Origin of the sequence: Ramlibacter sp. WS9 (assembly GCF_003797765.1) — a bacterium.
Lineage (GTDB): Bacteria > Pseudomonadota > Gammaproteobacteria > Burkholderiales > Burkholderiaceae_C > Ramlibacter.
The window spans coordinates 206,406-227,248 of the sequence record NZ_RKMB01000005.1; the positions used below are offsets into that span (position 1 = coordinate 206,406).

Here is a 20,843-nt window from a genome sequence, read left to right on the forward strand (position 1 = left end):
CGGAGGGTGCGGTCAGTGCGCACTGAGGTATTCGGAACTGCCGTAGCTGTAGATGGCGTTGCGCCGCTTGGAGCCATCCACTCCCGTGTAGATCACCCCGTCCACTTCAATGCCGCGCTGTGAAAGGCGCTTTTCGGACTCGTGCAGTTCGCGCAGGCTGGTGACTTCCGCGCGGGCGATCAGGAACACGGCGCCTGCCCACTGGGCCAGGATCGCGGCCTCCGAGGTGGCCAGTACCGGGGGGGTGTCGAGAACGACATAGTCATAGGCCGCCGAAGCTTCGGCCAACAGGAGTTCGGCGGTACGGGTGGTCACCAGGTCCGCCGGAGTCGGCGTTGGGCTGCCTGCCGCAATGAAGTCGACGTTCGGAACCACGTTCCGGTGCACCGCATTGCCCAGACGCTTCAGGCCCATGAGCATGTCGCTCAGACCGGGAGCGGCCGGTACGCCGAAGGCGTCGTGCAAATGCCCCTTGCGCATGTCCGCATCGATGATCAGCACCCTGCGCCCGGAGGCGGCGAGCACCGCGGCCAGGTTCATGCTGGTGAACGACTTGCCGATCCCATGAGTCGGGCCGGTGATCAGCACGATGTTGGAGCGTGCGGTGGGCATCTTGCGCTGCAGTGCCGTGCGCATGCTGCGCAAGCTTTCCACGGCTGGATCCTGGGGCGCGTGAAGGGCCAGGACGCGCGCACCCCCGCGCGCGCCTTTTGCCGGGCGCGCGAGCAGCTTCTGGGCCTTGCTGAAAGGCACGGTGGTGAGCACGCTCATGGCCGAATGGCTCTCGATCCAGTCGGGCTCCTGCACGCCGCGGCGAACACTCTTGCGCAGCAGCGCGAACAGCACGCCGAGGACCATGCCGCCCGTTGTGCCGGCCGCAAGCAGCGCCGCAGGCATCGGGCCGGCCGGCTCCTGCGGCGGCCATGCGGGGTCGACGACGCGTATGTTGGCAACTTTCCCGTCCTTGGCCAGCTGGATCTGTTGCGCGCTGTTGAGCAAGCTCACGTACAGGTCGGACTTGACCTTCAGTTCGCGCGACATGCCCAGCGTTTCCTGCTCTTTTGGGGGCAGCACCCTGATGCGCCGGTTGACGCTTCCCAGCTCCGCGGTGGCTGCGGTGATCTGGGCGTCCAGCGCTTGCATCCTGGGATGTTCATTCCCCAGGGCGTTGGCGGCCAGTTCGCGGCGCCTGGTCTGGAGTTCGTGCAGCGTCGTTTCCGCCCGTACCGACTGGTCGAGCGCGAGCTTGCCCTTCGCGGTAATTTCGAAGCCCGTGTTCCGGCTGCGGAAGCGATTGAGTTTTGCCTCGGCCTGCGTGATCTCATTGCGCAGGTGTGGGAGCATGCCCTCGACGAATTCGAGCGCTCGTTCCGCTTCTGCGGTCTTGCGCTCCAGGTTTTGCCGCAGATAGGACTCGGCAATCTGGTTGACTGTCTTGGCGACCATCTCCGGGTCGCTGCCGGCCAGCCGCACGCGCAGCATGCCGGACTGCTTTCCCTGTTCCTCGATCTTGAGGCGCCGCTGCAGCTTCTCGATCACCGCGCTGCGCCCGAGCTTCTCCACCCTGAATTCGGCGCCGGAACGGCCGGCCACCGAAGCGACGAGTATCTGGCCCGTTCCCGTTCCCGTGCCGAAGTTTTCCAGCTTGCCGGGCGTGCCCTTGAGGACGAGCCGGTGAAGGGGGTCCCGCAGTTCGTAGCCGGTGGCCGTCAGGAGCACCGAGAACGGCTCTCCCTCGCGTTCGCGCGGCACGACGAATTTGGTGACCTGGATCGACTCATTGCCATGAACATAGCCGGTCGTCTCGAGAAAGCCGGGGCGGGAAGGCGCGGTCGCTCTGCGGCCCAGCCACTCGCCGATCACCGGCAGGTACCTCGGCCGTGCCGATATGTCCAGACCGAGGCGGTCCACCACGTCGAGCAGCAAGGGGCCCGAGCGCAGGATGCTGATCTCGGCCACGGCCGGCGAGCGATTCTCGAAGAGGCTGGCGGCCTCGGTGTAGGCACTGGCCATCCCCGCACTGGCGGCCTTGACTTCCTCGACCTGGACGAGGGCGGAAGCTTCGTAGGTGGGCGGCACGGCGACGATGTAGAGGAGCGCGGCGGCGATTCCGGCACACGTGATCGCCGCTATCGCCCACTTGCTGTCGCCCAAGGCGTCCATCACTTCGAGCAGGCTGCTTTCGCTTTGCCTCTCTACGTGCGCCGGTCTTACGTCCTGTTCGGAGAAATACATCTGAGCCTCCGCGCGGCCGCATGCGGGCCGCGTGCTCTTATTGGAACGTGCGGCGTCGCGCGCCGCATGGTAGGGGCATACCACTTCCGATAGGCGGAATGTCCTTTCAAGCTCCCATTTGGCGTGAGTGTCGAGGTGCGCGCCCATGCTTGAGCAGGCAAAGAAAAACGCCCTGGGCCTTTCGGCGCAGGGCGTTGATTCGATTTTATTGGCTCCTCGACCTGGGCTCGAACCAGGGACCTACGGATTAACAGTCCGGCGCTCTACCAACTGAGCTATCGAGGAACAGCCTCGAATTATAGCGTTATTTTTTGCCGATCCTAAAGTGCGGCCGTAACCGACACGCGAACCGTGCGCGCCGCGCCCGGATACAGGTAGATGTGGCCGAAACTGGTGGGGGATTCCTTCCAATAGCGCTTATCCGCGAGGTTGTCGATGCCAAGCGTCCACGTGGTCGCCGTGCTGCCGATCTGCCGCTCGTAGCGCAGGGCCGCGTCGAAGCGCGTCCATGCGGGCAGCATGACCGATTCGTCGGGGAGCACTGCGCGGCGGCCTTCGTGCGAGGCCTGGCCTTGCAGCGTGAGGCCCGGCACGGCGGCCACGCGATACGCGACAGCTGCGCGCAAGATCTGGCTCGGCACGTTGACCGGACGCTTGCCGTTGATCGCGGCATTGACGGTGCTGCCCTGGCGCTTGGCGTCGATCAGTGTCAACCCGCCGTCCAGGGTCCAGGGCCCGGTTTGCGTGCCCGCGGAAAGCTCCAGGCCGCGGTGGTGAGCATCGCCATCGGCTTGGCGAACGCAGGTGCCGGATTCCCCGCAAACACCGATGTCGCCGGCCACCGGCCGAACGATGTCGAACAGCGCGGCGTTCCAGCGCAGATGCTGTAGCTCACCCTTCAGCCCGATTTCCGTCTGGCGGCTCTTCAACGCAGGCAACGGACGGCCTGCGTTGCTGTACTTCAGATTGGCGGGTGCGACCTCCGACTCCATGCCTTGCCCGTGGCTCGCGTACGCGGTGACGGTGGGTGAGAGCTTGTAGCTGGCTGCAATCCACGGAGTGGTCAGGTGCTGATCGTAGGAGATGGGGTCGGCCCCATTGGTCAGCACGCTTTCACGGCGCAGGCGCGTATGCCGCACGCCGAGCCACGTGGTGAAGCGGTCATTCCAGTGGATGGCGTCTTGCGCCGAGAACTCGAGCGAACGCTCATCGCGGTTGGTGCTCGGGAACCCAGTCGGGTCTTCGCCCACGATCGCAGTGCCGTCGATGTTGCCGGTGCCCACCCAGTTGAAGGCTTGAGGCTGCACGCGGTTACGCACCTTGCTTGAAAGGAGGCCGAATGAAAGGTCGTGCGCCACTGAGCCGGTTGTGACCTTGCCCTTGAGGTTTAACAAAGCAGCACTTTGCCGACGCTTCTCGTTCTCGCTGCGGAAGTCGTAGAAGTCGAAGGTGCCGTCCGAACAATAGCGGTCGTAATTTCCCTCTGCGCCGCAGCCAAACGGGAACGCGGTGTAGTCGTCGTTCTTCAGGCGCTGCGTCCCAAGTTGCGCGGTCCAGCGCCAGTCGGCGCCCAAGCCCTGACTGAAGCGCAGCGTGCCGGTGAGTGCATCGAACACCGATGGCTTCACCCACGACTGGTTGTTGAGGTTCAGGCGCGGGTCCATGGGCGGAGGCAGTGCGTTGCCCAGTAAGCTGAGGCCCACCTGGCTGGCTTGGGTCTTGTGGCTCCATTCGACCTCTGCTTCCAGCACGGAGTCGCGGCTGATGCGCCAATCCGTCGCCAGCGCCATCAGGCTGCGTTCGCCGTCGATGTTTCGCACCAGCGGCCGCAGCCTCTCGTGCGCGACGTTCAGGCGGTAGCCGAACGCTCGGTCGGCACCAAAGCGTCCGCCCAGGTCCGCTGCGGCCAAGACACTGGACCGGCTGCTCAGCTCGAGCTTCACTTCACGCAGGTCCTGTTCCGTCGGGCGCTTCACCACGTAGTTGACCAGGCCGCCCGGCGCACTCGTGCCGGCCTGGATGCCGCTCGTGCCCTTGAGAATCTCGACGCGTTCCTTGTTGTCCAGCGGGATCGTCGTCTCGGCGCTGATGGGCAGCCCTTCGCGGCGGAAGTTGAAACGGTTGTCGAGTGTGAAGCCGCGGATGGAGATGAAATCCCAGTAGCCTGGCGCGTTGTAGGCGTCGGTGACGGACGCGTCGAACTGCGTGAGGTCGGCCAGGCGCCGGGCGCCGGAGGCCTCGATCTGCTTGCGGCCGATGATGGTCGCGGACACCGGGACATCCTTCAGAGGGACGTCACCGAAGCCCGTGATATCCGCGGCCGGTGCTTCGGAGCGGCCGGTGATGACGACCGGCTTGAGGCTGGTCTCCTGGGCCTGGGCCGCGGCGGCCAGCAACAGGGCGGTCACCGCAAGGGCGGTATTCGATTTCGAAAAGAGTGCCATGACGTTTTCCTTCAACGCAATGGCAGGTCGGCTTGCTTTGGCGTCGATGCGCCCGGAGAGAAGGAGAGGGCGCCGCCGGTGAGCTTGCTTCCCTGCGCGAGGATTACCTCAATCAGGTTCAAAGGGACTTTCTCAGTCAACGCCACTTGCGCAGCGCCGACACCCCTAGCGAAAGCGGATTTTAATCGAAGACCGGCGACTCGACGCCCAGCACCTTGTGCAGCTTCGGACTGGTCGTCGTGTACTGCAGGTGAATCTTGCCCTTCTCGGGAAAGATGATGGGCGCGGCGGCGAAGGCGGCCAGGGCGCACTCATGGAAGCCCGAGAGGATCAGCTTCTTCTTGCCCGGGTAGGTGTTGATGTCGCCCACGGCAAAGATGCCCGGGGTGTTGGTGGCGAACTTCTCCGTGTCCACCTTCACCTGCTTGCGTTCGATGTCCAGGCCCCATTCGGCGATCGGCCCGAGCTTGGGCGACAGACCGAAGAACACCAGCAGCACATCCAGCGGCACGACGCGCGTCACGGCGTCCGAGCCCGTGACCTTCACGCCGGTGAGCTTGCCGTCCTTCTCTTCATAGCCGGTGATCTGGCCGACGATGAACTGCATCTCGTACGCATCGCACAGCTCCTTCATCTTGGCCACCGAAGCGGGCGCGGCCTTGAAGCCGTCGCGGCGGTGGATCAGGATGACGCTCTCGGCCTTGTTCACGCCTTCAGCCGCGAAATTCAACGACCAGTCGAGCGCGGAATCGCCGCCACCGACGATGACCAGGTTCTTGCCGGCGAATTCGGCCGGGTTCTTGACGCGGTAGTGGAGCTGCGTGCCGTCGAACTTGTCCAGGCCATCGACCTTCAGCGTGCGCGGCTGGAAGGCGCCTACGCCGGCGGCGATGAAGATGGTCTTGGTGAGGAAACGCGTGCCCTTCGACGTCTCGACGTAAAAGCGCCCGTCGTCCTGCCGCTGCACGGTCGTCACTTCCTGGCCGAAGTGGAACGTGGCGCCGAACGGCTGGATCTGCTTCAGCAGGTTGTCCGTCAACTCCTGGCCGGTGCACACGGGCACGGCGGGAATGTCGTAGATCGGCTTGTCGGGGTACAGCTCCACGCACTGGCCGCCCGGATAGGCGAGCGAGTCGATCACGTGAGCCTTGATCTCCAGCAGGCCGAGTTCGAACACCTGGAACAGGCCGACCGGCCCAGCGCCGACGATCACCGCATCGGTTTCGATGGGGCCGTCGTGGGCGGCTGCGGTCTTGACCACTTCTTGATTGAGTTGCGGTTCCATCGCCCTTTAGCGGACCAGCTCTTTGAGCTTCTCCGTCTTGTCCTTCCATTCCTCGGCGTCTTCGAGCGCCGGCTTGCGCTTGGTGATGCTCTTCCAGCCGGCCTGCTGAGACAGCTCGACGTTGAGCTTGATGAAGTTCATCTGGTCCGGCGGCACATCCTCTTCGGCGTAGATGGCGTTGACCGGGCACTCGGGGATGCAGACCGCGCAGTCGATGCACTCGTCCGGGTCGATCACCAGCATATTCGGGCCTTCGCGGAAGCAATCGACGGGACAGACGTCCACGCAGTCGGTGTACTTGCAGCGGATACAGGATTCGGTGACGACGTGAGTCATTTTGGAATTGCTTAGCGAAAGAGGGGGAAACCCTGATTTTAGGGCTTCGCGGAAGAAGGCCCTGTCACCTGACCAGCACAGCCCCTGAGGTCTTGTGGCTGGCCGTGTCTACCAGCACCAGAGAACCGAGGATGCGCGAGCGCGCGTACGGCAGTGTGGCCAGCGGTTCCTGCAAGGCCAGGTCGATGTGGCCGATGGAGTTGGGCTCCAGTTGCGTCGCGTCGGCCTCGGCCAACGTGTTGACGTCGAGCTTGTGGACGATGCGCTTGACCTTGGCCTTGACCCAGCGATGGCCATGCAGCGCCCAATAGACGCGGCCCGCCACCAGCGGTTCATCGTCCATCCAGGCGATGGTTGCCGAGATGTCGCGCGACGGCTCCGCGGCGCCGGGCGCCAGGAGCCAGTCGCCGCGCGATACGTCGACTTCGCGGTCCAGCACGATGCCGGCGCTGTGGCCGGCGGGCACGTTCTTGGGCTCCCGCACGTGGTTCAGCACCTGGGCCACCGTGGCGGTCTGGCCGCTGGGCAGCACCTTGATCTGCTGGCCCGGCTCGATCGAACCGGTGGCGACGCGGCCCCAAAAAACGCGGCGTCCTTGACTTGTGTCAGAGGAAGACGAAAATTTTTCCACCCACTGGACCGGGAAGGCAAAGGCCTCATCGGTCTCGGCGGCCACTACGTCCAGCTTTTCGAGCAATTGCAGCAACGACAGGCCCTGATAGCCGCACCAGCCGGGCTGCGCCTCGACCACGTTGTGGCCCTTGAGCGCGGAGATCGGAACGATGGCGCGCGCGGCGATGCCGGCGGCTTCGGTGAACGCCTGCAGCGCGCCGCTGATGTTATTGAAGGCGACCGTCGGATCTTCCACGGCGTCGAGCTTGTTCACCGCGAACACGATGGACGGCACGCGCAGCAGGTTCACCAGCAGGGAATGGCGGCGCGTTTGCGGCAGCAGTTCCATCTTCGGGTCTTGCCATTGCAGCTTGGTCGCGTCGACCAGCACGACGGCGGCGTCGGCACTCGAAGCGGCCGTGACCATGTTGCGGGTGTATTGCTCATGCCCCGGCGCGTCGCCGATGATGAATTTGCGCGTCGGCGTGGCGAAGTAGCGGTAGGCGACGTCGATGGTGATGCCTTGCTCGCGCTCGGCGGACAGGCCGTCGGTGAGTAGCGCCAGGTCGGTCTCGCCGGAGCGTTGAACACCGGCCAGCTGGTCTTGCAGCACGGCCTTGCTGTCCACCAGCAGACGTCCGATCAACGTGCTCTTGCCGTCGTCCACCGACCCGCAGGTGATGAACTTCAGCGCGGAGACGTGGTCGTGCAATGTTGCCGTATCAGGAGTTGAAAGCGCACTCATCAGAAATACCCGTCCTTCTTGCGCTTCTCCATGGAAGCGTCGGATGTCTTGTCGTCCATGCGGGTGGCGCCGCGTTCGCTGACTTCGACCGTCAGCGTCTCGACCACCACTTCGGCGGCGTTGGCCGCCGGGCTGTCCACCGGGCAGGTGCAGGTGATGTCGCCCACGGTGCGGAAGCGCACGGTGCGGGTCACGACTTCTTCGCCTTCGCGCGGCGGGGTAAGTTCCGTCACCGGCACCAGCAGGCCCTTGCGTTCGATCACCTGACGCTGGTGCGCGTAGTAGATGGAGGGCAGGGCGATGTTCTCGCGCTCGATGTACTGCCACACGTCCAGCTCGGTCCAGTTGGAGATGGGGAACACGCGGAAGTGCTCGCCGGGCGCCAGGCGCGTGTTGAACAGCGTCCACAGTTCCGGGCGCTGCGCCTTGGGCTGCCATTGGCCGAAGCTGTCGCGATGCGAGAAGATGCGCTCCTTGGCGCGGGCCTTCTCTTCGTCGCGGCGCGCGCCGCCGATCAGCGCGTCGAAGCGGAACTCTTCGATGGCTTCCAGCAGCGTCACAGACTGGTGCACGTTGCGCGACTCGCCCGGGTGGGCCAGGCGCACCGTGCCGCGCTTCATCGAATCCTCGACGTTGCGCACGATCAGCTCGGCGCCCAGCTCCTTGGCGCGAAAGTCGCGGAAGTCGGTCACTTCCGGGAAGTTGTGGCCCGTGTCGATCATCAGCAGCGGATACGGGATCCGGCCTGCGCCGAAAGCTTTTTCTGCGCACTTGAGCAGGACGAGCGAGTCCTTGCCGCCGGAGAACAGCAGCGTCGGGCGCTCGAAAGTGGCGGCGACTTCGCGCAGGATGAAGATGGTCTCTTCTTCCAGGGCGTCAAGGTGCTTGTTGCTCAGCTTGCCGAGCAATTGGGGTTCGGTACGGGCGTTCATAGGTCAGTGCTCGATGTGCAATCCGCATTCGCGGTTGTCTTCAGCCTTGGTCGGGTCGAAGTAGTCGAAGTTGTTCGGCAGCCCATGTGCCTGGCAGTAGGCATGGAGATCCCTGGACGTCCAGTGGAGCAGCGGGGCGACCTTGATCAGGCCATCCGGATTGATGGACACGGGTTCCATCTGTGCCCGAACGGCGGTGTCCGTGGCGCGCAGCGCGGTGAACCAGACCTGCGGCGCCGTTTCCCGGAGGGCGCGCGCGAACGGCTCCAGCTTGACCTCTATCGTGAAGGCCTCGTGGCGCGGATCGTCGAGCGTCGGCATCGCGCCTTCGAGCGCTTCCCGGTGCGCGCGGGATCGCAGAGGCAGGTAGGTACGCAGGTTCAGCGACAGCTGCCGCGTCACCTCGTCCGCGAAGCGGTAGGTGGCCTCGGTGTTGTAGCCGTTGTCCATCCAGACCACAGGCACGTCAGGCTTCACCTGCGTGACCATGTGAAGGATGACGGCTTCGAACGGCCGGAAGTTCGTGGTGACGATCGCGGACTTGCCCAGGCCCAGGGCCCAAGCCACCAAGCCTTGTGCGTCGCGGCCGAGCTCGGCGTTGACTTTGGCGAGATCGATGTTCATGTCGAGGCTTTCAAGCATGGGCGAACCTCGGTGCGGTTTTCACGGCATCGCCTTGGTAGAACGCCGCGTAGCGCTCGAACTGGCGCTTGGCGTCGTTCATGTCCTGGTCCTCGCGCAGCACGGCGCTGGAAAAGCCCGTGCGTTCCAGCTGCACGAGCTGGTCAATCAACACCTCGCCTGTTGCGCGAATGTCGCCGGCAAAGCCCAAGCGGCGGCGCAGCAGGAAGGCCTGGCTGAAGGCACGGCCGTCAGCGAATTTCGGGAAGTTCAGTTCGATGCGCTCAACACCGTCCAGGGACAGCTCGCGCGGATCCGAGTCGTTGGCCAGCTGCAGGACCTTCGAGTCCACGGACACCAGCACTTGTTCGGCCGGGGAGATCAGGTTCAGTTTCATGGTTGTCAATTTCAAGCTGCCTGCTTTTCGGCGAAACGCGCGCTGTTGGCTGCGGCCTTGAACGGCTCGATGCCGACACGGCGCAGCGTGTCGATGAAGGTCTCGGCCTTGTCGCCGGTGGTCTGGCGCTGCTGGCGATACGTGTCCAGCACGGCTTCGATCACTTCCGGCACTTCGGCCGCGGAGAACGACGGGCCGACCACCTTGCCGGGCGTGGGCGCGCCGGACAGGAGCGAACCGTCCGAACCGCCGAGCGTGACCTGGTACCACTCCTTGCCGTCCTTGTCGACGCCCAGGATGCCGATGTGGCCGCTGTGGTGATGGCCGCAGGAGTTGATGCAACCGCTGATGTGCAGGTCGATCTCACCGATGTCGTGCAGCTCGTCCAGATCCTGGTAGCGCTGCGTGATCGCTTCGGCGATCGGCAGCGAGCGCGCATTGGCCAGGTCGCAGAAATCGCCGCCGGGGCAGGCGATCATGTCCGTCAGCAGGCGGATGTTGGCTTTGGCTAGGCCGGCTTTGCGGGCGGCGTGCCACAGCTCGGGCAGGTCGTCCTGGTGGACCCAGGGCAAAAGCAGATTCTGGTCGTGCGTGACACGGGATTCACCGGCCGAGAAGCGCTCGGCCAATTCGGCCGCGACGTCCAGTTGGGCGCCGGTCGCGTCGCCGGGGGCCTGGCCCAGGCGCTTGAACGACAGCGTCACGGCGCGCAGTTCCGGGTTCTTGTGTTCGGCCACGTTCTGCTGCAGCCAGCGGTCGTATTCCGGATCGGCCTCGGCGCCCGCACGCATGATGTCGTGCACCTTGGCTTCGGCGCCCTTGCGATCGCGCTTGAGTGCGGGCGGTACGAAGGAAGCCGCCACCCGGTCCAGCTCGGCCTGCGTGATCGTGTGCGGCGCGCCGTCCACTTCCACGATTTGCTTGTACTCGGCTTCCACCTCGTCGATGTAGCGCTGGCCTTCGGCCTTCACCAGGATCTTGATGCGCGCCTTGTACATGTTGTCGCGGCGGCCCCAGCGGTTGTACACGCGCACGACGGCTTCGAGGTAGTTGAGGATTTCGGCCCAGGGCAGGAACTCGCGGATCACCGTGGCGATGACCGGCGTGCGGCCCATACCGCCGCCGACCAGCACGCGGAAGCCCAGCTCGCCCGCTTCGTTCTTGACCAGGTGCAGGCCGACGTCATGCCAGAAGGTCGCGGCGCGGTCTTCGGCGGCGCCGGTGACGGCGATCTTGAACTTGCGCGGCAGGAAGGCGAACTCGGGATGCAGCGTGCTCCACTGGCGCATGATTTCGCAGTAAGGGCGCGGATCGGCGATCTCGTCCACCGCGATGCCGGCGCGCTCGTCGCTGGTGATGTTGCGGATGCAGTTGCCGCTGGTCTGGATGCCGTGCATGTTGACGCTGGCCAGCAGGTCCATCACATCGGCGCTCTTGACGAGGGGAATCCAGTTGAACTGGACGTTCTGGCGCGTGGTGAAGTGGCCGTAGCCCACCTTCAGTTGCGAGCGCACCGAGCCGCCGCCGTAGCTGGGGGGCAGGGCGACCGGCCCGAGCGTGTCCTGCTTTTCCTGGGCGTGCTGGAGGAGTTCGGCGGTGGGCTGGTCGTACTCGCGCGCGATGGTGGCCAACGCGCGCAGCTGCACGCTGGAGAGCTCACCATAGGGCACGGCGATGCGCAGCATCGGGGCATAACGCTGGATGTACCAGCCGTTCTGCAGGCGCAGCGGCTTGAACTCGTCGCCGCTCAGCTTGCCGGCCAGGTGGCGTTCCAGCTGGTCGCGGTACTGCGCGGCGCGGTTGTGGACGAACTGTTTGTCGAAATCGGTGTACTGGTACATGTTCTAGTTCTCTCTCTTCTTCAGATCGAAATCAGGCGGGCGCCGGCATAGGCCAGCAACAGCGACAGCAGGGAGCGGATCACCCGGTCCGGGGCATGGCGCACCAGGCGCGAACCGAGCCAGATGCCCGGCAGGGAGCCGATCAGCAGCGTGCCCAGCAGCGGCCAATTGACCGAACCGATGGACGCGTGGCCCAGGCCGGCGACCAGCGTCAGCGGCACGGCATAGGCAATGTCGGCCGCGATGATGCGCGGCAAGGGCAGCGCCGGATACAGCAGCATCAACACGGTGACGCCGATCGCACCGGCGCCCACCGAGGTCAGCGAGACCAGTGTGCCGATGGCAGCACCGAACAACACCGGCTGCACCCAGTGGCGTGGGCGGATGGCCTGCGCGATCTGCTCGGCGTCGATTTCGCGCGGGATGCTCTTGCCTTTGATTGCCTTGTAGAGTGTCGCGGCTGCTGTTAGCAGCAGTGCGGCGCCCAGCGTGGTGGTCATGACGGACTGCACAGCCGGGTTGGCCGGCCCCAGGCGGTGCAGGACGAAAATGGTGACGAGCGCCGCCGGAATGCTGCCGGCGGACAGCAGCGCTACCACGGGCCAGTCGATATGGCGCGAGCGTGCCAGGCCGACCGCGCCGCCGAATTTGGTCGCGGCAGCGAACAGCAGGTCGGTGCCGATGGCGAGGTACGGCTTGATGCCAAACCCGAAGATCAGGATGGGCGTCATCAGGGAACCGCCGCCGACCCCCGTGAGGCCGACGACCAGGCCTACGAAGAATCCGGCGAAGACAAAGGCGAAGTCGTGCATGGGCGCGACTCTAAGAGACAGCCTTATGGGAACAAACTATTTTTTAGTTCGCGCGATATGCGGATAAGCTTATGCGCCAGTGCTGGTGCGGCTTTTCGGGGGGATAAAAGCAAATTCCGGATAAGGGGGTTTGGGCCCGTGGGCGGCAGCCCGCCATAATGCGGTGCGTCCTGCCAGCTCATCTTGAAAAGCCAAATGGCCCAGAGGGTTTTCGTCAAAGTCATCGGGTTCACCGACGTGGAACGCCACGCGCTGAATACCGTGTTCCGGCTGTCGGAGCAGCGCGAAACCATCTATTCGCTGTGGTTGGCCGACAACCCCGAACCGCCCCAACTGGCGTTGATCGACGGCCAAAGCTTCGAGGCCCACGTCGAACTCGAAACGCCCAGGAACCACAAGCTCAAGCTGATCTGGGTCGGCGCGGTGGCGCCCGCCGAGGCGTGGCGCACCTTTCACCGGCCCATCTCCTGGCCCGAAGTCGTCAACGCCATGGACCAGCTCTTCGCGCCGTCCGACCCGCTGGACTTCGACCTCGGCCGCGACAGCGGGATGGCGGACACGTTGCCGCCCGACCTGCCGCCCGTCAAGCGCGCGCTGATCGCCAGCGCCGACCGTGACGTTCGCCTGTACATGCGCGCCCGGCTGTCGCTGGCCGACCTGACGCAGGCCGACGAAGCCGAAACAGGCGCGCAGGCGTTGGAGCTGACGCGCGCGCATGCGTACGCCGTGGCGCTGGTTGACCTGTCGCTCCCCGACGTGGACGGCTGGGCTTTCGTGAAAGAACTCGGCGAGGCCAAGCCCGGTATCGAGCACCTTATTCTGACCAAGGCGCAACCCTCATTTCCGGAGCAGATCCGCGCGTGGCTGCGCGGGGCCAAGGGGTTGTTCGGCACGCGGCCGGATCCGGGGAAGCTGCAGGCTCTGCTAGAGCGGGTTTAACGCCCCACGCATCGACTGTGCGGGGCTGGCTCAGGTCCCGACTTCACCAGCGACAGGCACAGGTTGTTCACCAACGGGCAGCACTGGTGAAAGTTCAAGCGTCTGCCCCGGCCACCAGCCCTGTTGAACACCGACCAACACTTGCCGCGTCAGACGCCCGGCCACGGGCAATGCGCACCCGGCGTTCATGAACATGTCGCGCAGCCACGGCAACAAGCGCAAGTCAGACTGGAACAACGGCGTCAACCAGCGGCTGGCCTGCCCGTAGAAGTGCAGGTGGCGCCGCCGCAGCTGGGTGTAGCGCTCCAGGGCTTGCGGCACCGAGTCGGCCCGGTCGACGCAATCGCGCAACGCCACCGCGTCCAGCAGCGCGAGGTTGGTACCCTGGCCGAGTTGCGGGCTGGTGGCGTGGGCGGCGTCGCCAACGACGACCGCGCGGTCCGTGTGATAGCTCGGCATCACGGTATCGTGGTAGCGGGCCCAGGTCAGTTGATCGAGCGAAGTGATCTGGTCCAACAGCGGGCCGCACGCCGGGTTCAGCGCCAGCAGCTCACGCTTGAACGCATCGAGCCCGGCCTCGCGCCACGCAGCGTAGCGGCTCGCGTGCAAGCTCCAGAACAGGCTGACGACGGGCACATCGCGCCCCGGCGCGACGCCCGTCGGCATGATGCCGAGCATCTGGTTTGCGCCTCGGTACCACTGCCAGAGGGTCGAACCGTGTTCCCGCTTGGGATCGTCCAGCACAGCCCACACTGCGCCCCAGGGATAGATGCGATCGCTGCAGGCCAGCCTGGTCTGCTGGCGCAGCGTCGATCGACTGCCATCGGCGATGACCACCAGGTCGTGCTTGTCCTGGAGTGCCTGCAGCTCGCGCACCTCGTGGCCTGTCACCACTTTCACGCCGCAGCTGTGGGCCAGCTTCCACAAGCTGTCGAACAGCACGCCGCGGTGCAAGCCCACGCCGAACGATCCGGGCTGCCATTTGTCGTAGCGCACGTTCACCACCGGCCAGCGCCTGCGCGTAACGCCGAACAGGTGATCGATGCGGTCGCCCCGGCGCAGCACCTCCTGGTCGATGCCCAGCATGCGCATGGCGGCCAGGCCGCTCGGCTGCACCAGGATGCCGGCGCCTATCGATTGCGGCGTCTCGAACTTTTCAAAGATGGTGACGCGGTGCCCGGACCGGGCCAGCAAGGCAGCTGCGGAAAGGCCGGCAAAGCCGGCGCCGGCAACCGCGACGTCAAGTGTTCGCAAGGGGCGGGACATCCGCCGATGCTAACAAGCCCGCGTCGGGCGCTGGTTCGCCCGCCGGCAGCAGTGGCAGCGGGTCGCGCCCCAGCCAACGGCGCACCTCGTTGCCTGCTTGCGGGACGGAGCCCGCCTGCAACATGCGCATGGTGTCGATGCTGAACACTTTCTGCGGAACGATGCGTGCCAGCCGCGCCGTGAGTTTCATCAGCCACCACGGCACAGGCATCCACAGGGGCGCGCCCTTGTTCTGCGCAGTGCGGTAGCTGGCGAGCATTTCGCGGTACGTCATTGCACGCGGGCCCGCCAGTTCGATAACACGCCGCAGCGCCTTTGGATGTTCGGCGATGCGCGCCACGCACTGCGCGACGTCCGTCGCCTGTATCGGCTGGACCCTACTTTCGCCGGGATGAAAGACGCCCGGCAGCGCGATCACCGGTTGGCGTGCCAGCCAGCGAAACAGGCGCGTGCTCGGACAGGCGGGGTCGACCAGCAGGCCCGGGCGCACGATCGCGAAGTCGACCGGACCGCTCTCGTAGGCCTGCTCGGCCGCCAACTTGCTGGCCATGTATTCGCCCGCGATGCCGGTGCCCGCGCCCAGGGCCGAGACGTGCACGATGCGTGCGACCCGCTCCGCGGCGCAGGCGGCCGCGAGCGCTTGGGCAGCCCGCCGGTGCACGACATCCCACGTGTTGCCGTCGCGCTCGATCAGGATGCCGACCGCGTTGACCACCACGTCCGCGCCGCGAACGACGGTGCGCAGATTCGCCGCGTCCAGGTCGAAGCGGAAGTCCACGGGCAGTTCGGCGTCCCTGCGCCCGGCGCGCAGAACCCGGTGACCGCGCGCGGCCAGCTCCTTCACGATGGCGCGGCCGAGCAGGCCGGTCGAACCGAAGACGACGACTTTCATGATGCTGTCCTTTCGTTGGTGGATTCGCAGACATCGCCGGCGCATGCGCCGGCTGTGCGCCGGGCCGCCTGCGCGGCGGCCATGCGTGCCAGCAAGGGCTGCAGCAGCGCCGAGACCTTGTAGCGATTGCGCGCGAACACTGCATAGGCACGTTCGGCAATCGAGCTCACCCCGGGCAAGGCCGTGGGTGCGAACAGCAAGCCCCATCCCACAGCGCCGTAAGCCAGCCGGAACACCTCGACACCGACGACCAGCGTGCCGTCGGGCCGCACCGCGTGAATCAGGCGTTGCATGTCCTCGACCTTCGCACCGTATTTCGCAGCGTCGAAGCCGGGGAGGGCGATGTCCACGAACGCCAGCCGCCGTAAACCATCCAGCTGTGCAAGCCGGTCCATCTCGAGCCGGCAAATGGGACACGCGCCGTCGTACAGCAAGGTGAGTGGGTAGTCGTTTCGGGATTGCTTCATGGCTATGATTAAATCGATAAGACAGTAATTTCAGTCAATACAGAAATGATCGAGCAAAAAAAGGGGCGTTACGGCCCGATCACCGCGCCCACCTCGTTCACGGGCGGCGCGTCGGTGCCGCCGGTCGTTTGACCGCGGATCAGTTTCTGGATCTTGGCGCCGAGTTTCAGCACCTTGGTGAGGGTTTCGGTGTCGAGCCGGAGCATCTCGTCGCTCCACGCCGACAACGACTCGAGCATCACGAGCATCTCCTTGATCCGTGCCGCTCGCTCCAAACCGTCCACCATCAGCTCCGGGCTGTTGAGAAGGTCCTTCAGCACGTCGATCGTCGGTTCGATCTCCCGCTCTTTCCGCTCGCGCACGATCGTGCGGGTGAGCTCCCAGATGTCCGTGCTGGCCTCGAAGTGGTCCCGCCTGTCGCCCAGCACATGCACCATCTTCACCAGGTTCCAGGCCTGGAGTTCGCGGATCGAATTGCTCACGTTGCTTCGCGCGACCGCCAGCGTTTCGGCAATCTCGTCGGCCGGCAGCGGCTTGCCGCTGAGATAGAGCAGGGCATGGATCTGCGCGACCGTGCGATTGACGCCCCATCGGGTGCCCATTTCGCCCCAGTGGAGGATGAATTTCTGGGAGGTGGCGCTGAGTTCCATGACCGAAGATTAGATCTGCCAGTTATTTCTGTCAAGACAGAATTATTGGTGCGCCCGTTTCACGTCCAGCGCCTGTCCGAGCTTGCGGTCCAGCGGCAATGGCTCATCGTGCAGTTGCGCAGCCAGCAGCTCCGCGCACAGCACCGAAAAGGTCAGCCCGCGCGACCCCATCGCTGTGCTGACCCACAGGCCGGGTTGCACTTCGCCGAGCAACGGACGCCGGTCGGCGGAGGCGCAACGCACGCCGGTCCAGGCGCGCAGTTCGGTGCTCGCGAATGTTGGTGCGAGTTCCTGCGCAGCGGCGGGCAACAGGTCGTGCAGGCGCTGCGAATTGGCCTGGTGATCTGCTTCGCGCACGGCAAGGTCCTGGTCATCGCGGTCAAAAGTTGAGCCGCAGAACCAGGCGGCCCGCCCGGCAATCGGCACGTGCGGAATGAAATGCCCGTTGCCGTTGACCGCAAACAGCGGCAGTGATTCGCCCGCTTCATGGGCCCACGACACTTGCCCGCGGATCGGTTGCAGCGGCAGCGGGATGGGCAGCAGTCTTGCGCCGGCGTGCGCCGCGGCGATCACGACCAGATCGGCTGACGCAATGCTCTCGCCTTGCGCACCCAGCACTTGCCAGCCTTCACCCGAGCGGACGACCTGTTCGACAGCTGTGCTCGCACGCCACCTGATGCCTGGCTGGGCCAGCCACGCGCGCACCAGCGCCGCCGGCTTGATCCAGCCCGCCTGCTCATGCCAGTAGGCGTGGGTCGAGGGGGCGAGTTTTGCGGCGGAAACTTGCACGCCATCGGCGTCTCGGGTCCACGGTTGCCATGCTTCCTGTGCATCGGCCGCAGGCGCATCCGCCCCCGGCCGATGCTCGAGCACGCCCGTCAGGCACCAATCCTCGCCGTCGCGCAGCAGGGCGCGCGCCTGCTGGAGCGTGGCGCGGACTCCGCATCGGGTGAGGCGCGACAACAGGCTGTCGTCCGGCGAAAAGTGCGGCGCGATCATCCCCACCGGCAGGCCCGAGGCGCCGGCTGCGGGCTCCGCGGCGCCGTCCAGAACCGTGACTTGCCAACCTCTTCGCGCGAGGCTCGCGGCGGCGGACGCACCCGCAAGGCCCGCACCGATGACGACGCAGTGCCCTGGCTCCACCACGTTGCGCGGCCGCTGGCCCTTGGGCTCCCATGCCGGCGCAAAGACGGCTTCGATGCCAAGCCGCTCAGGCAGCGTGCGTTCGGCCTGCTTCACCGAAAAGCCGCACTGCGCGAGATTGCGGAGCAAGTCGCCGTCTGCTCGTGAAGCCGCGAGCGCCGTGCCGCGCCGGCAGTGCCGGACGATGCCTTTGAGCGCGTGCAAGTCCAACGCCGCACCACTGTCCTTGGAGTCGGCACCACCCAGGAAAACGGAATCCGCGTGGAAAGGCTGCTGGCGCAGCCCGTCGCGCACGTCGCCGACAAACAGGGTGAGCAGCACGCGGCCTTGCTCGAAAACCAACCGATGCGTGCCCGGCGTCAAGCCGAACCACTGCGCGGCGAGTTCCTGGGCCATACCCACCAGGTCGGGATACAGCGCCGTTTCCCGTACGAGGTCGGCAGCGGGCACGGCCTGCACCCCGGCAGAGACGAAGTGCAGGATGCGCGGCCGCGCCGGATCGTCCTTCCACGCGCGCCATGCCGCCAGGAAATTCAGCCCCAGGCCGAAGCTGGTCTCCAGGATCCGCCAATGCGGCTGCCCCGCCCACGCTTGCGGCAAGCCGCAGCCGTGCAGGAACAGGTGGCGGGCTTGCTCGAGCCCGCCCGGCCCGGACATTACGGGGCGGGGGGCACGTAGCCCTGGGCCACGTCGGCGCCGCTGCCGAAGAAATGGTTTTCCATCTGCCGCGCGAGGTACTGCCGCGCCCGCGCATCGGCCAGGTTCAGCCGGTTTTCATTGACCAGCATGGTCTGCTGCTTGAGCCATGCGGCCCAGGCTTCCTTGCTGACGCTCTCATAAATGCGCTTGCCGAGTTCGCCGGGGTAGGGCGGCAAGTCGAGGCCTTCGGCTTCCTTGCCGAGCTTGATGCAATTGACGGTACGAGCCATGGGGACGCCTCTTTGGATGGTTTCGCGAATAAGCTTGTGCGAATAAACAAGTGAAAACTCAGTCGTTCCAGTTTCGGGACCGGGCTCCCAGAATCGGCTCTGTCGATTACCAGAACCCGAAAGAAACTGTCATGACCCTTCGCCGCGACTTTATCAAGATTCCCCTGGCCGCTGCCGTGGCCGGCGCGTTGTCCCTGGCCGCGCTGCCTTCATTGGCCCAGCAACCGGTGACGCTGCTCAACGTTTCCTACGACCCGACGCGCGAGTTGTACGTCGAGTTCAACAAGGCGTTTGCCACCCACTGGAAGGCCAAGACCGGACAGGACGTGGCCACCAAGCAGTCGCACGGCGGCTCGGGCAAGCAGGCCCGTTCGGTCATCGACGGCCTCGACGCCGATGTGGTGACGCTGGCGCTGGCCGGCGACATCGATGCGCTGGCCAACAACGGCGGCTGGCTGGCGAAGGACTGGCAGAAGCGCCTGCCGCACAACTCCTCCCCCTACACCTCGACCATCGTCCTCGTGGTGCGCCAGGGCAATCCGAAGGGCATCAAGGACTGGGACGACCTGGTCAAGCCCGGCATCAGCGTGATCACGCCGAACCCAAAGACCTCGGGCGGTGCGCGCTGGAATTATCTCGCGGCATGGGAATTCGCCAAGCGCAAGTACGGTGGAGAGGCAAAGGCCAAGGAATTCGTCGGCAAGCTCTACTCGAACGTGCCGGTGCTGGACACGGGTGCTCGCGGCTCGTCCATCACCTTTGCCCAGCGCAACCAGGGAGACGTGTTCATCTCCTGGGAGAACGAGGCCTACCTGCTGGAGAAGGAATTCGGCAGCAAGGTCGACGTGGTCTACCCGTCGATCTCCATCCTGGCGGAGCCGCCCGTCGCCGTGGTCGACAAGAACGTGGACCGCAAGGGCACGCGCGCCGCGGCCGAGGAGTACTTGAAGTTCCTCTACACCGAAGAGGGCCAGGACATCGCGGGCAAGAATTTCTATCGTCCCGCCGTTTCGGCGAAAGCACAGGCCAAGTACGCGAAGCAGTTTCCGAAGCTGAACCTGTTCACCATCGAGCAGGCGTTCGGCGGGTGGGGCAAGGCGGACAAGGAGCACTTCGCGGACGGCGGCAGCTTCGACCAGATTTACACCCGCAAATAGGAGATGCCATGCGCACGCCTTCGCTGCACGACCGCATTCTTGACGTATTGGGGCTCACGGCCGCGGCCTGGGGTGTCGAAATGCGTGAGGGTCAATGCATGCGCCAGGCGACCGCGACCAGCACGACAGCGCCGATCCAGGCCGTGGTGCCCAGCATCAGCGCGGCTTGGCGCCAGCCTGCCCGGGCGATTGCCGCGAATGAGGTCTTCATGCCCAGGGCCGCGACGCCCATCAACAGGCAGGCATTCGACAGGTCGTTCAAGGAGGACTGGACGCGTGGCGACAGGCCCACTGTCGACTGAAAGAGGGCCAGCAGCAGGAACAGGATGAGAAAGCTCGGCACAAGCGGCGGCAGCTCGCCGCTGCCTTGCGCTTCATCCCTGTCATGCTTGTTCCGGAAGGCACAGACCACACCCGCGACGACCGCGGCCAGCAAGGCGACGCGGGACAGCTTGACGATCGCGGCAGTGTTGCCGGCCTCCGGGCCCAAGGTGTAGCCCGCCACCACCACCTGCGCCACGTCATGGATGGTTGCGCCCAGGAACAGGCCGGCTGCCGTGGGGGACAGCCCCAGATGCTGGGCCACCAGCGGATACACCAGCATCGCCAAAGTGGAAAGCAGCGTCGCGAGAACGACCACGGCCAGTGTGTCGCGCTCGAGCGCTTTGTCTTTGGGCAGCACGGCCGCGATCGCCAGCGCCGCCGACGCGCCGCAGATCGCGGTGGCGCCGCCCGCCAGCACGCCCATCTGCGTGGAAAGGCCCAACCGTTTGGCCAGCGCGAGGCCGCACAGCAAGGTTGTCGCGACGGCGGTGATCACGATCAACGCACTCGGCCAGCCCAACGCCGCGATCTCCGCCGCCGTGATGCGCGCGCCCAGCAAGCCCACGCCCAGGCGCAGGACAACGCGCACGCAAAAGACTACGCCCGGTGCGGTGCGGATTTCCTCGCTCAGGTAGTGGAGCGCCGTGCCGACGAGCAGCGCACACAACATCGGCGGCGCGCCGGTCTGCGCGGCCGCGTAGCCGGCGGCCAGGGCGATCACCACGCAGGTGGTGAAGCCGGGAAGCGCCGCGATGAGCTGCTGCTGGCTCCAGCCGGCGCGCATGAAGCGCAGCATCAGGGCGCGCATGGCGTCGG

At 65.5% G+C, this 20,843-nt stretch carries 19 protein-coding genes, 1 tRNA gene and 1 riboswitch; of the genes, 2 read left to right on the plus strand and 18 right to left on the minus strand.

What is annotated here, in order from left to right:
* Nucleotides 1-12 precede the first annotated feature (12 nt).
* The 11 genes from EEB15_RS10920 to EEB15_RS10970 all read right to left on the minus strand — a co-directional run bounded on the left by EEB15_RS10920 (nt 13) and on the right by EEB15_RS10970 (nt 12,260).
* Complete coding sequence (locus tag EEB15_RS10920; protein WP_158290068.1) at nt 13-2,235, minus strand: polysaccharide biosynthesis tyrosine autokinase; 2,223 nt, start codon at nt 2,233-2,235, stop codon at nt 13-15.
* Nucleotides 2,236-2,444: 209 nt separating this feature from the next.
* Nucleotides 2,445-2,520 (minus strand) — tRNA-Asn (locus EEB15_RS10925).
* Between the two features lie 35 nt (nt 2,521-2,555).
* Nucleotides 2,556-4,679 carry a TonB-dependent siderophore receptor gene (locus EEB15_RS10930; protein WP_141509874.1) on the minus strand — a complete coding sequence of 708 codons (2,124 nt, stop codon included), beginning with the start codon at nt 4,677-4,679 and terminating at the stop codon, nt 2,556-2,558.
* Between the two features lie 72 nt (nt 4,680-4,751).
* A riboswitch (TPP riboswitch) is annotated at nt 4,752-4,856 on the minus strand.
* Between the two features lie 4 nt (nt 4,857-4,860).
* Nucleotides 4,861-5,964 carry an NAD(P)/FAD-dependent oxidoreductase gene (locus EEB15_RS10935; protein ID WP_141509875.1) on the minus strand — a complete coding sequence of 368 codons (1,104 nt, stop codon included), beginning with the start codon at nt 5,962-5,964 and terminating at the stop codon, nt 4,861-4,863.
* 6 nt (nt 5,965-5,970) lie between these two features.
* Entirely contained in the window at nt 5,971-6,300 is a 330-nt protein-coding gene (fdxA, locus tag EEB15_RS10940) for a ferredoxin FdxA (RefSeq protein WP_141509876.1), read from the minus strand.
* A gap of 64 nt (nt 6,301-6,364) precedes the next feature.
* Nucleotides 6,365-7,657, minus strand: a complete 1,293-nt coding sequence (locus EEB15_RS10945; RefSeq protein WP_141509877.1) for a sulfate adenylyltransferase subunit 1 — start codon at nt 7,655-7,657, stop codon at nt 6,365-6,367.
* Nucleotides 7,657-8,589: a sulfate adenylyltransferase subunit CysD gene (gene cysD / locus EEB15_RS10950; protein WP_141509878.1), complete on the minus strand. Its 933-nt coding sequence runs from the start codon at nt 8,587-8,589 to the stop codon at nt 7,657-7,659. Before cysD ends, EEB15_RS10945 begins: the two co-directional genes overlap by 1 nt.
* Nucleotides 8,590-8,592: 3 nt before the next feature.
* On the minus strand, nt 8,593-9,213 hold the full coding sequence (locus tag EEB15_RS10955; protein ID WP_141509964.1) for a phosphoadenosine phosphosulfate reductase family protein: 621 nt from the start codon (nt 9,211-9,213) through the stop codon (nt 8,593-8,595).
* A gap of 10 nt (nt 9,214-9,223) precedes the next feature.
* Nucleotides 9,224-9,607, minus strand: a complete 384-nt coding sequence (locus EEB15_RS10960) for a DUF934 domain-containing protein (protein WP_141509879.1) — start codon at nt 9,605-9,607, stop codon at nt 9,224-9,226.
* An 11-nt stretch (nt 9,608-9,618) separates the two neighbouring features.
* The gene (locus EEB15_RS10965; RefSeq protein WP_141509880.1) at nt 9,619-11,448 is read right to left on the minus strand and encodes a nitrite/sulfite reductase; all 1,830 of its coding nucleotides are present in this window, start codon (nt 11,446-11,448) and stop codon (nt 9,619-9,621) included.
* A gap of 20 nt (nt 11,449-11,468) precedes the next feature.
* Complete coding sequence (locus EEB15_RS10970; RefSeq protein WP_141509881.1) at nt 11,469-12,260, minus strand: sulfite exporter TauE/SafE family protein; 792 nt, start codon at nt 12,258-12,260, stop codon at nt 11,469-11,471.
* Nucleotides 12,261-12,455: 195 nt separating this feature from the next.
* Here EEB15_RS10970 and EEB15_RS10975 point away from each other — a divergent pair, with 195 nt between their 5' ends.
* Nucleotides 12,456-13,199 (plus strand): response regulator, encoded by a 744-nt coding sequence (locus EEB15_RS10975; RefSeq protein WP_141509882.1) that lies wholly within the window; start codon nt 12,456-12,458, stop codon nt 13,197-13,199.
* 30 nt (nt 13,200-13,229) lie between these two features.
* Here the strand turns inward: EEB15_RS10975 and EEB15_RS10980 are convergent, their stop codons facing one another.
* From EEB15_RS10980 to EEB15_RS11005, 6 genes are all read right to left on the minus strand, one after another.
* Nucleotides 13,230-14,465, minus strand: a complete 1,236-nt coding sequence (locus tag EEB15_RS10980; RefSeq protein WP_141509883.1) for an NAD(P)/FAD-dependent oxidoreductase — start codon at nt 14,463-14,465, stop codon at nt 13,230-13,232.
* A complete protein-coding gene (locus EEB15_RS10985) occupies nt 14,440-15,357 on the minus strand; it encodes an NAD(P)H-binding protein (RefSeq protein ID WP_158290069.1) in 918 nt (305 codons plus the stop codon). The genes EEB15_RS10980 and EEB15_RS10985 overlap by 26 nt, the downstream gene beginning before the upstream one ends.
* Complete coding sequence (locus tag EEB15_RS10990) at nt 15,354-15,824, minus strand: thiol-disulfide oxidoreductase DCC family protein (protein ID WP_141509885.1); 471 nt, start codon at nt 15,822-15,824, stop codon at nt 15,354-15,356. Before EEB15_RS10990 ends, EEB15_RS10985 begins: the two co-directional genes overlap by 4 nt.
* Nucleotides 15,825-15,892: 68 nt before the next feature.
* Complete coding sequence (locus EEB15_RS10995) at nt 15,893-16,474, minus strand: GbsR/MarR family transcriptional regulator (protein ID WP_141509886.1); 582 nt, start codon at nt 16,472-16,474, stop codon at nt 15,893-15,895.
* A 42-nt stretch (nt 16,475-16,516) separates the two neighbouring features.
* Nucleotides 16,517-18,274, minus strand: coding sequence for an FAD-dependent 5-carboxymethylaminomethyl-2-thiouridine(34) oxidoreductase MnmC (gene mnmC, locus EEB15_RS11000; protein WP_141509887.1), 1,758 nt, complete (start codon nt 18,272-18,274; stop codon nt 16,517-16,519).
* On the minus strand, nt 18,274-18,546 hold the full coding sequence (locus tag EEB15_RS11005) for an oxidative damage protection protein (protein WP_141509888.1): 273 nt from the start codon (nt 18,544-18,546) through the stop codon (nt 18,274-18,276). The genes mnmC and EEB15_RS11005 overlap by 1 nt, the downstream gene beginning before the upstream one ends.
* Before the next feature lie 131 nt (nt 18,547-18,677).
* On the opposite strand from EEB15_RS11005, the gene EEB15_RS11010 reads away from it, so the two are divergent.
* The gene (locus tag EEB15_RS11010) at nt 18,678-19,703 is read left to right on the plus strand and encodes a sulfate ABC transporter substrate-binding protein (protein ID WP_141509889.1); all 1,026 of its coding nucleotides are present in this window, start codon (nt 18,678-18,680) and stop codon (nt 19,701-19,703) included.
* Nucleotides 19,704-19,794: 91 nt separating this feature from the next.
* Here EEB15_RS11010 and EEB15_RS11015 read toward each other — a convergent pair whose 3' ends face one another.
* Complete coding sequence (locus tag EEB15_RS11015) at nt 19,795-20,835, minus strand: YeiH family protein (RefSeq protein ID WP_141509890.1); 1,041 nt, start codon at nt 20,833-20,835, stop codon at nt 19,795-19,797.
* Between the last annotated feature and the right edge of the window lie 8 nt (nt 20,836-20,843).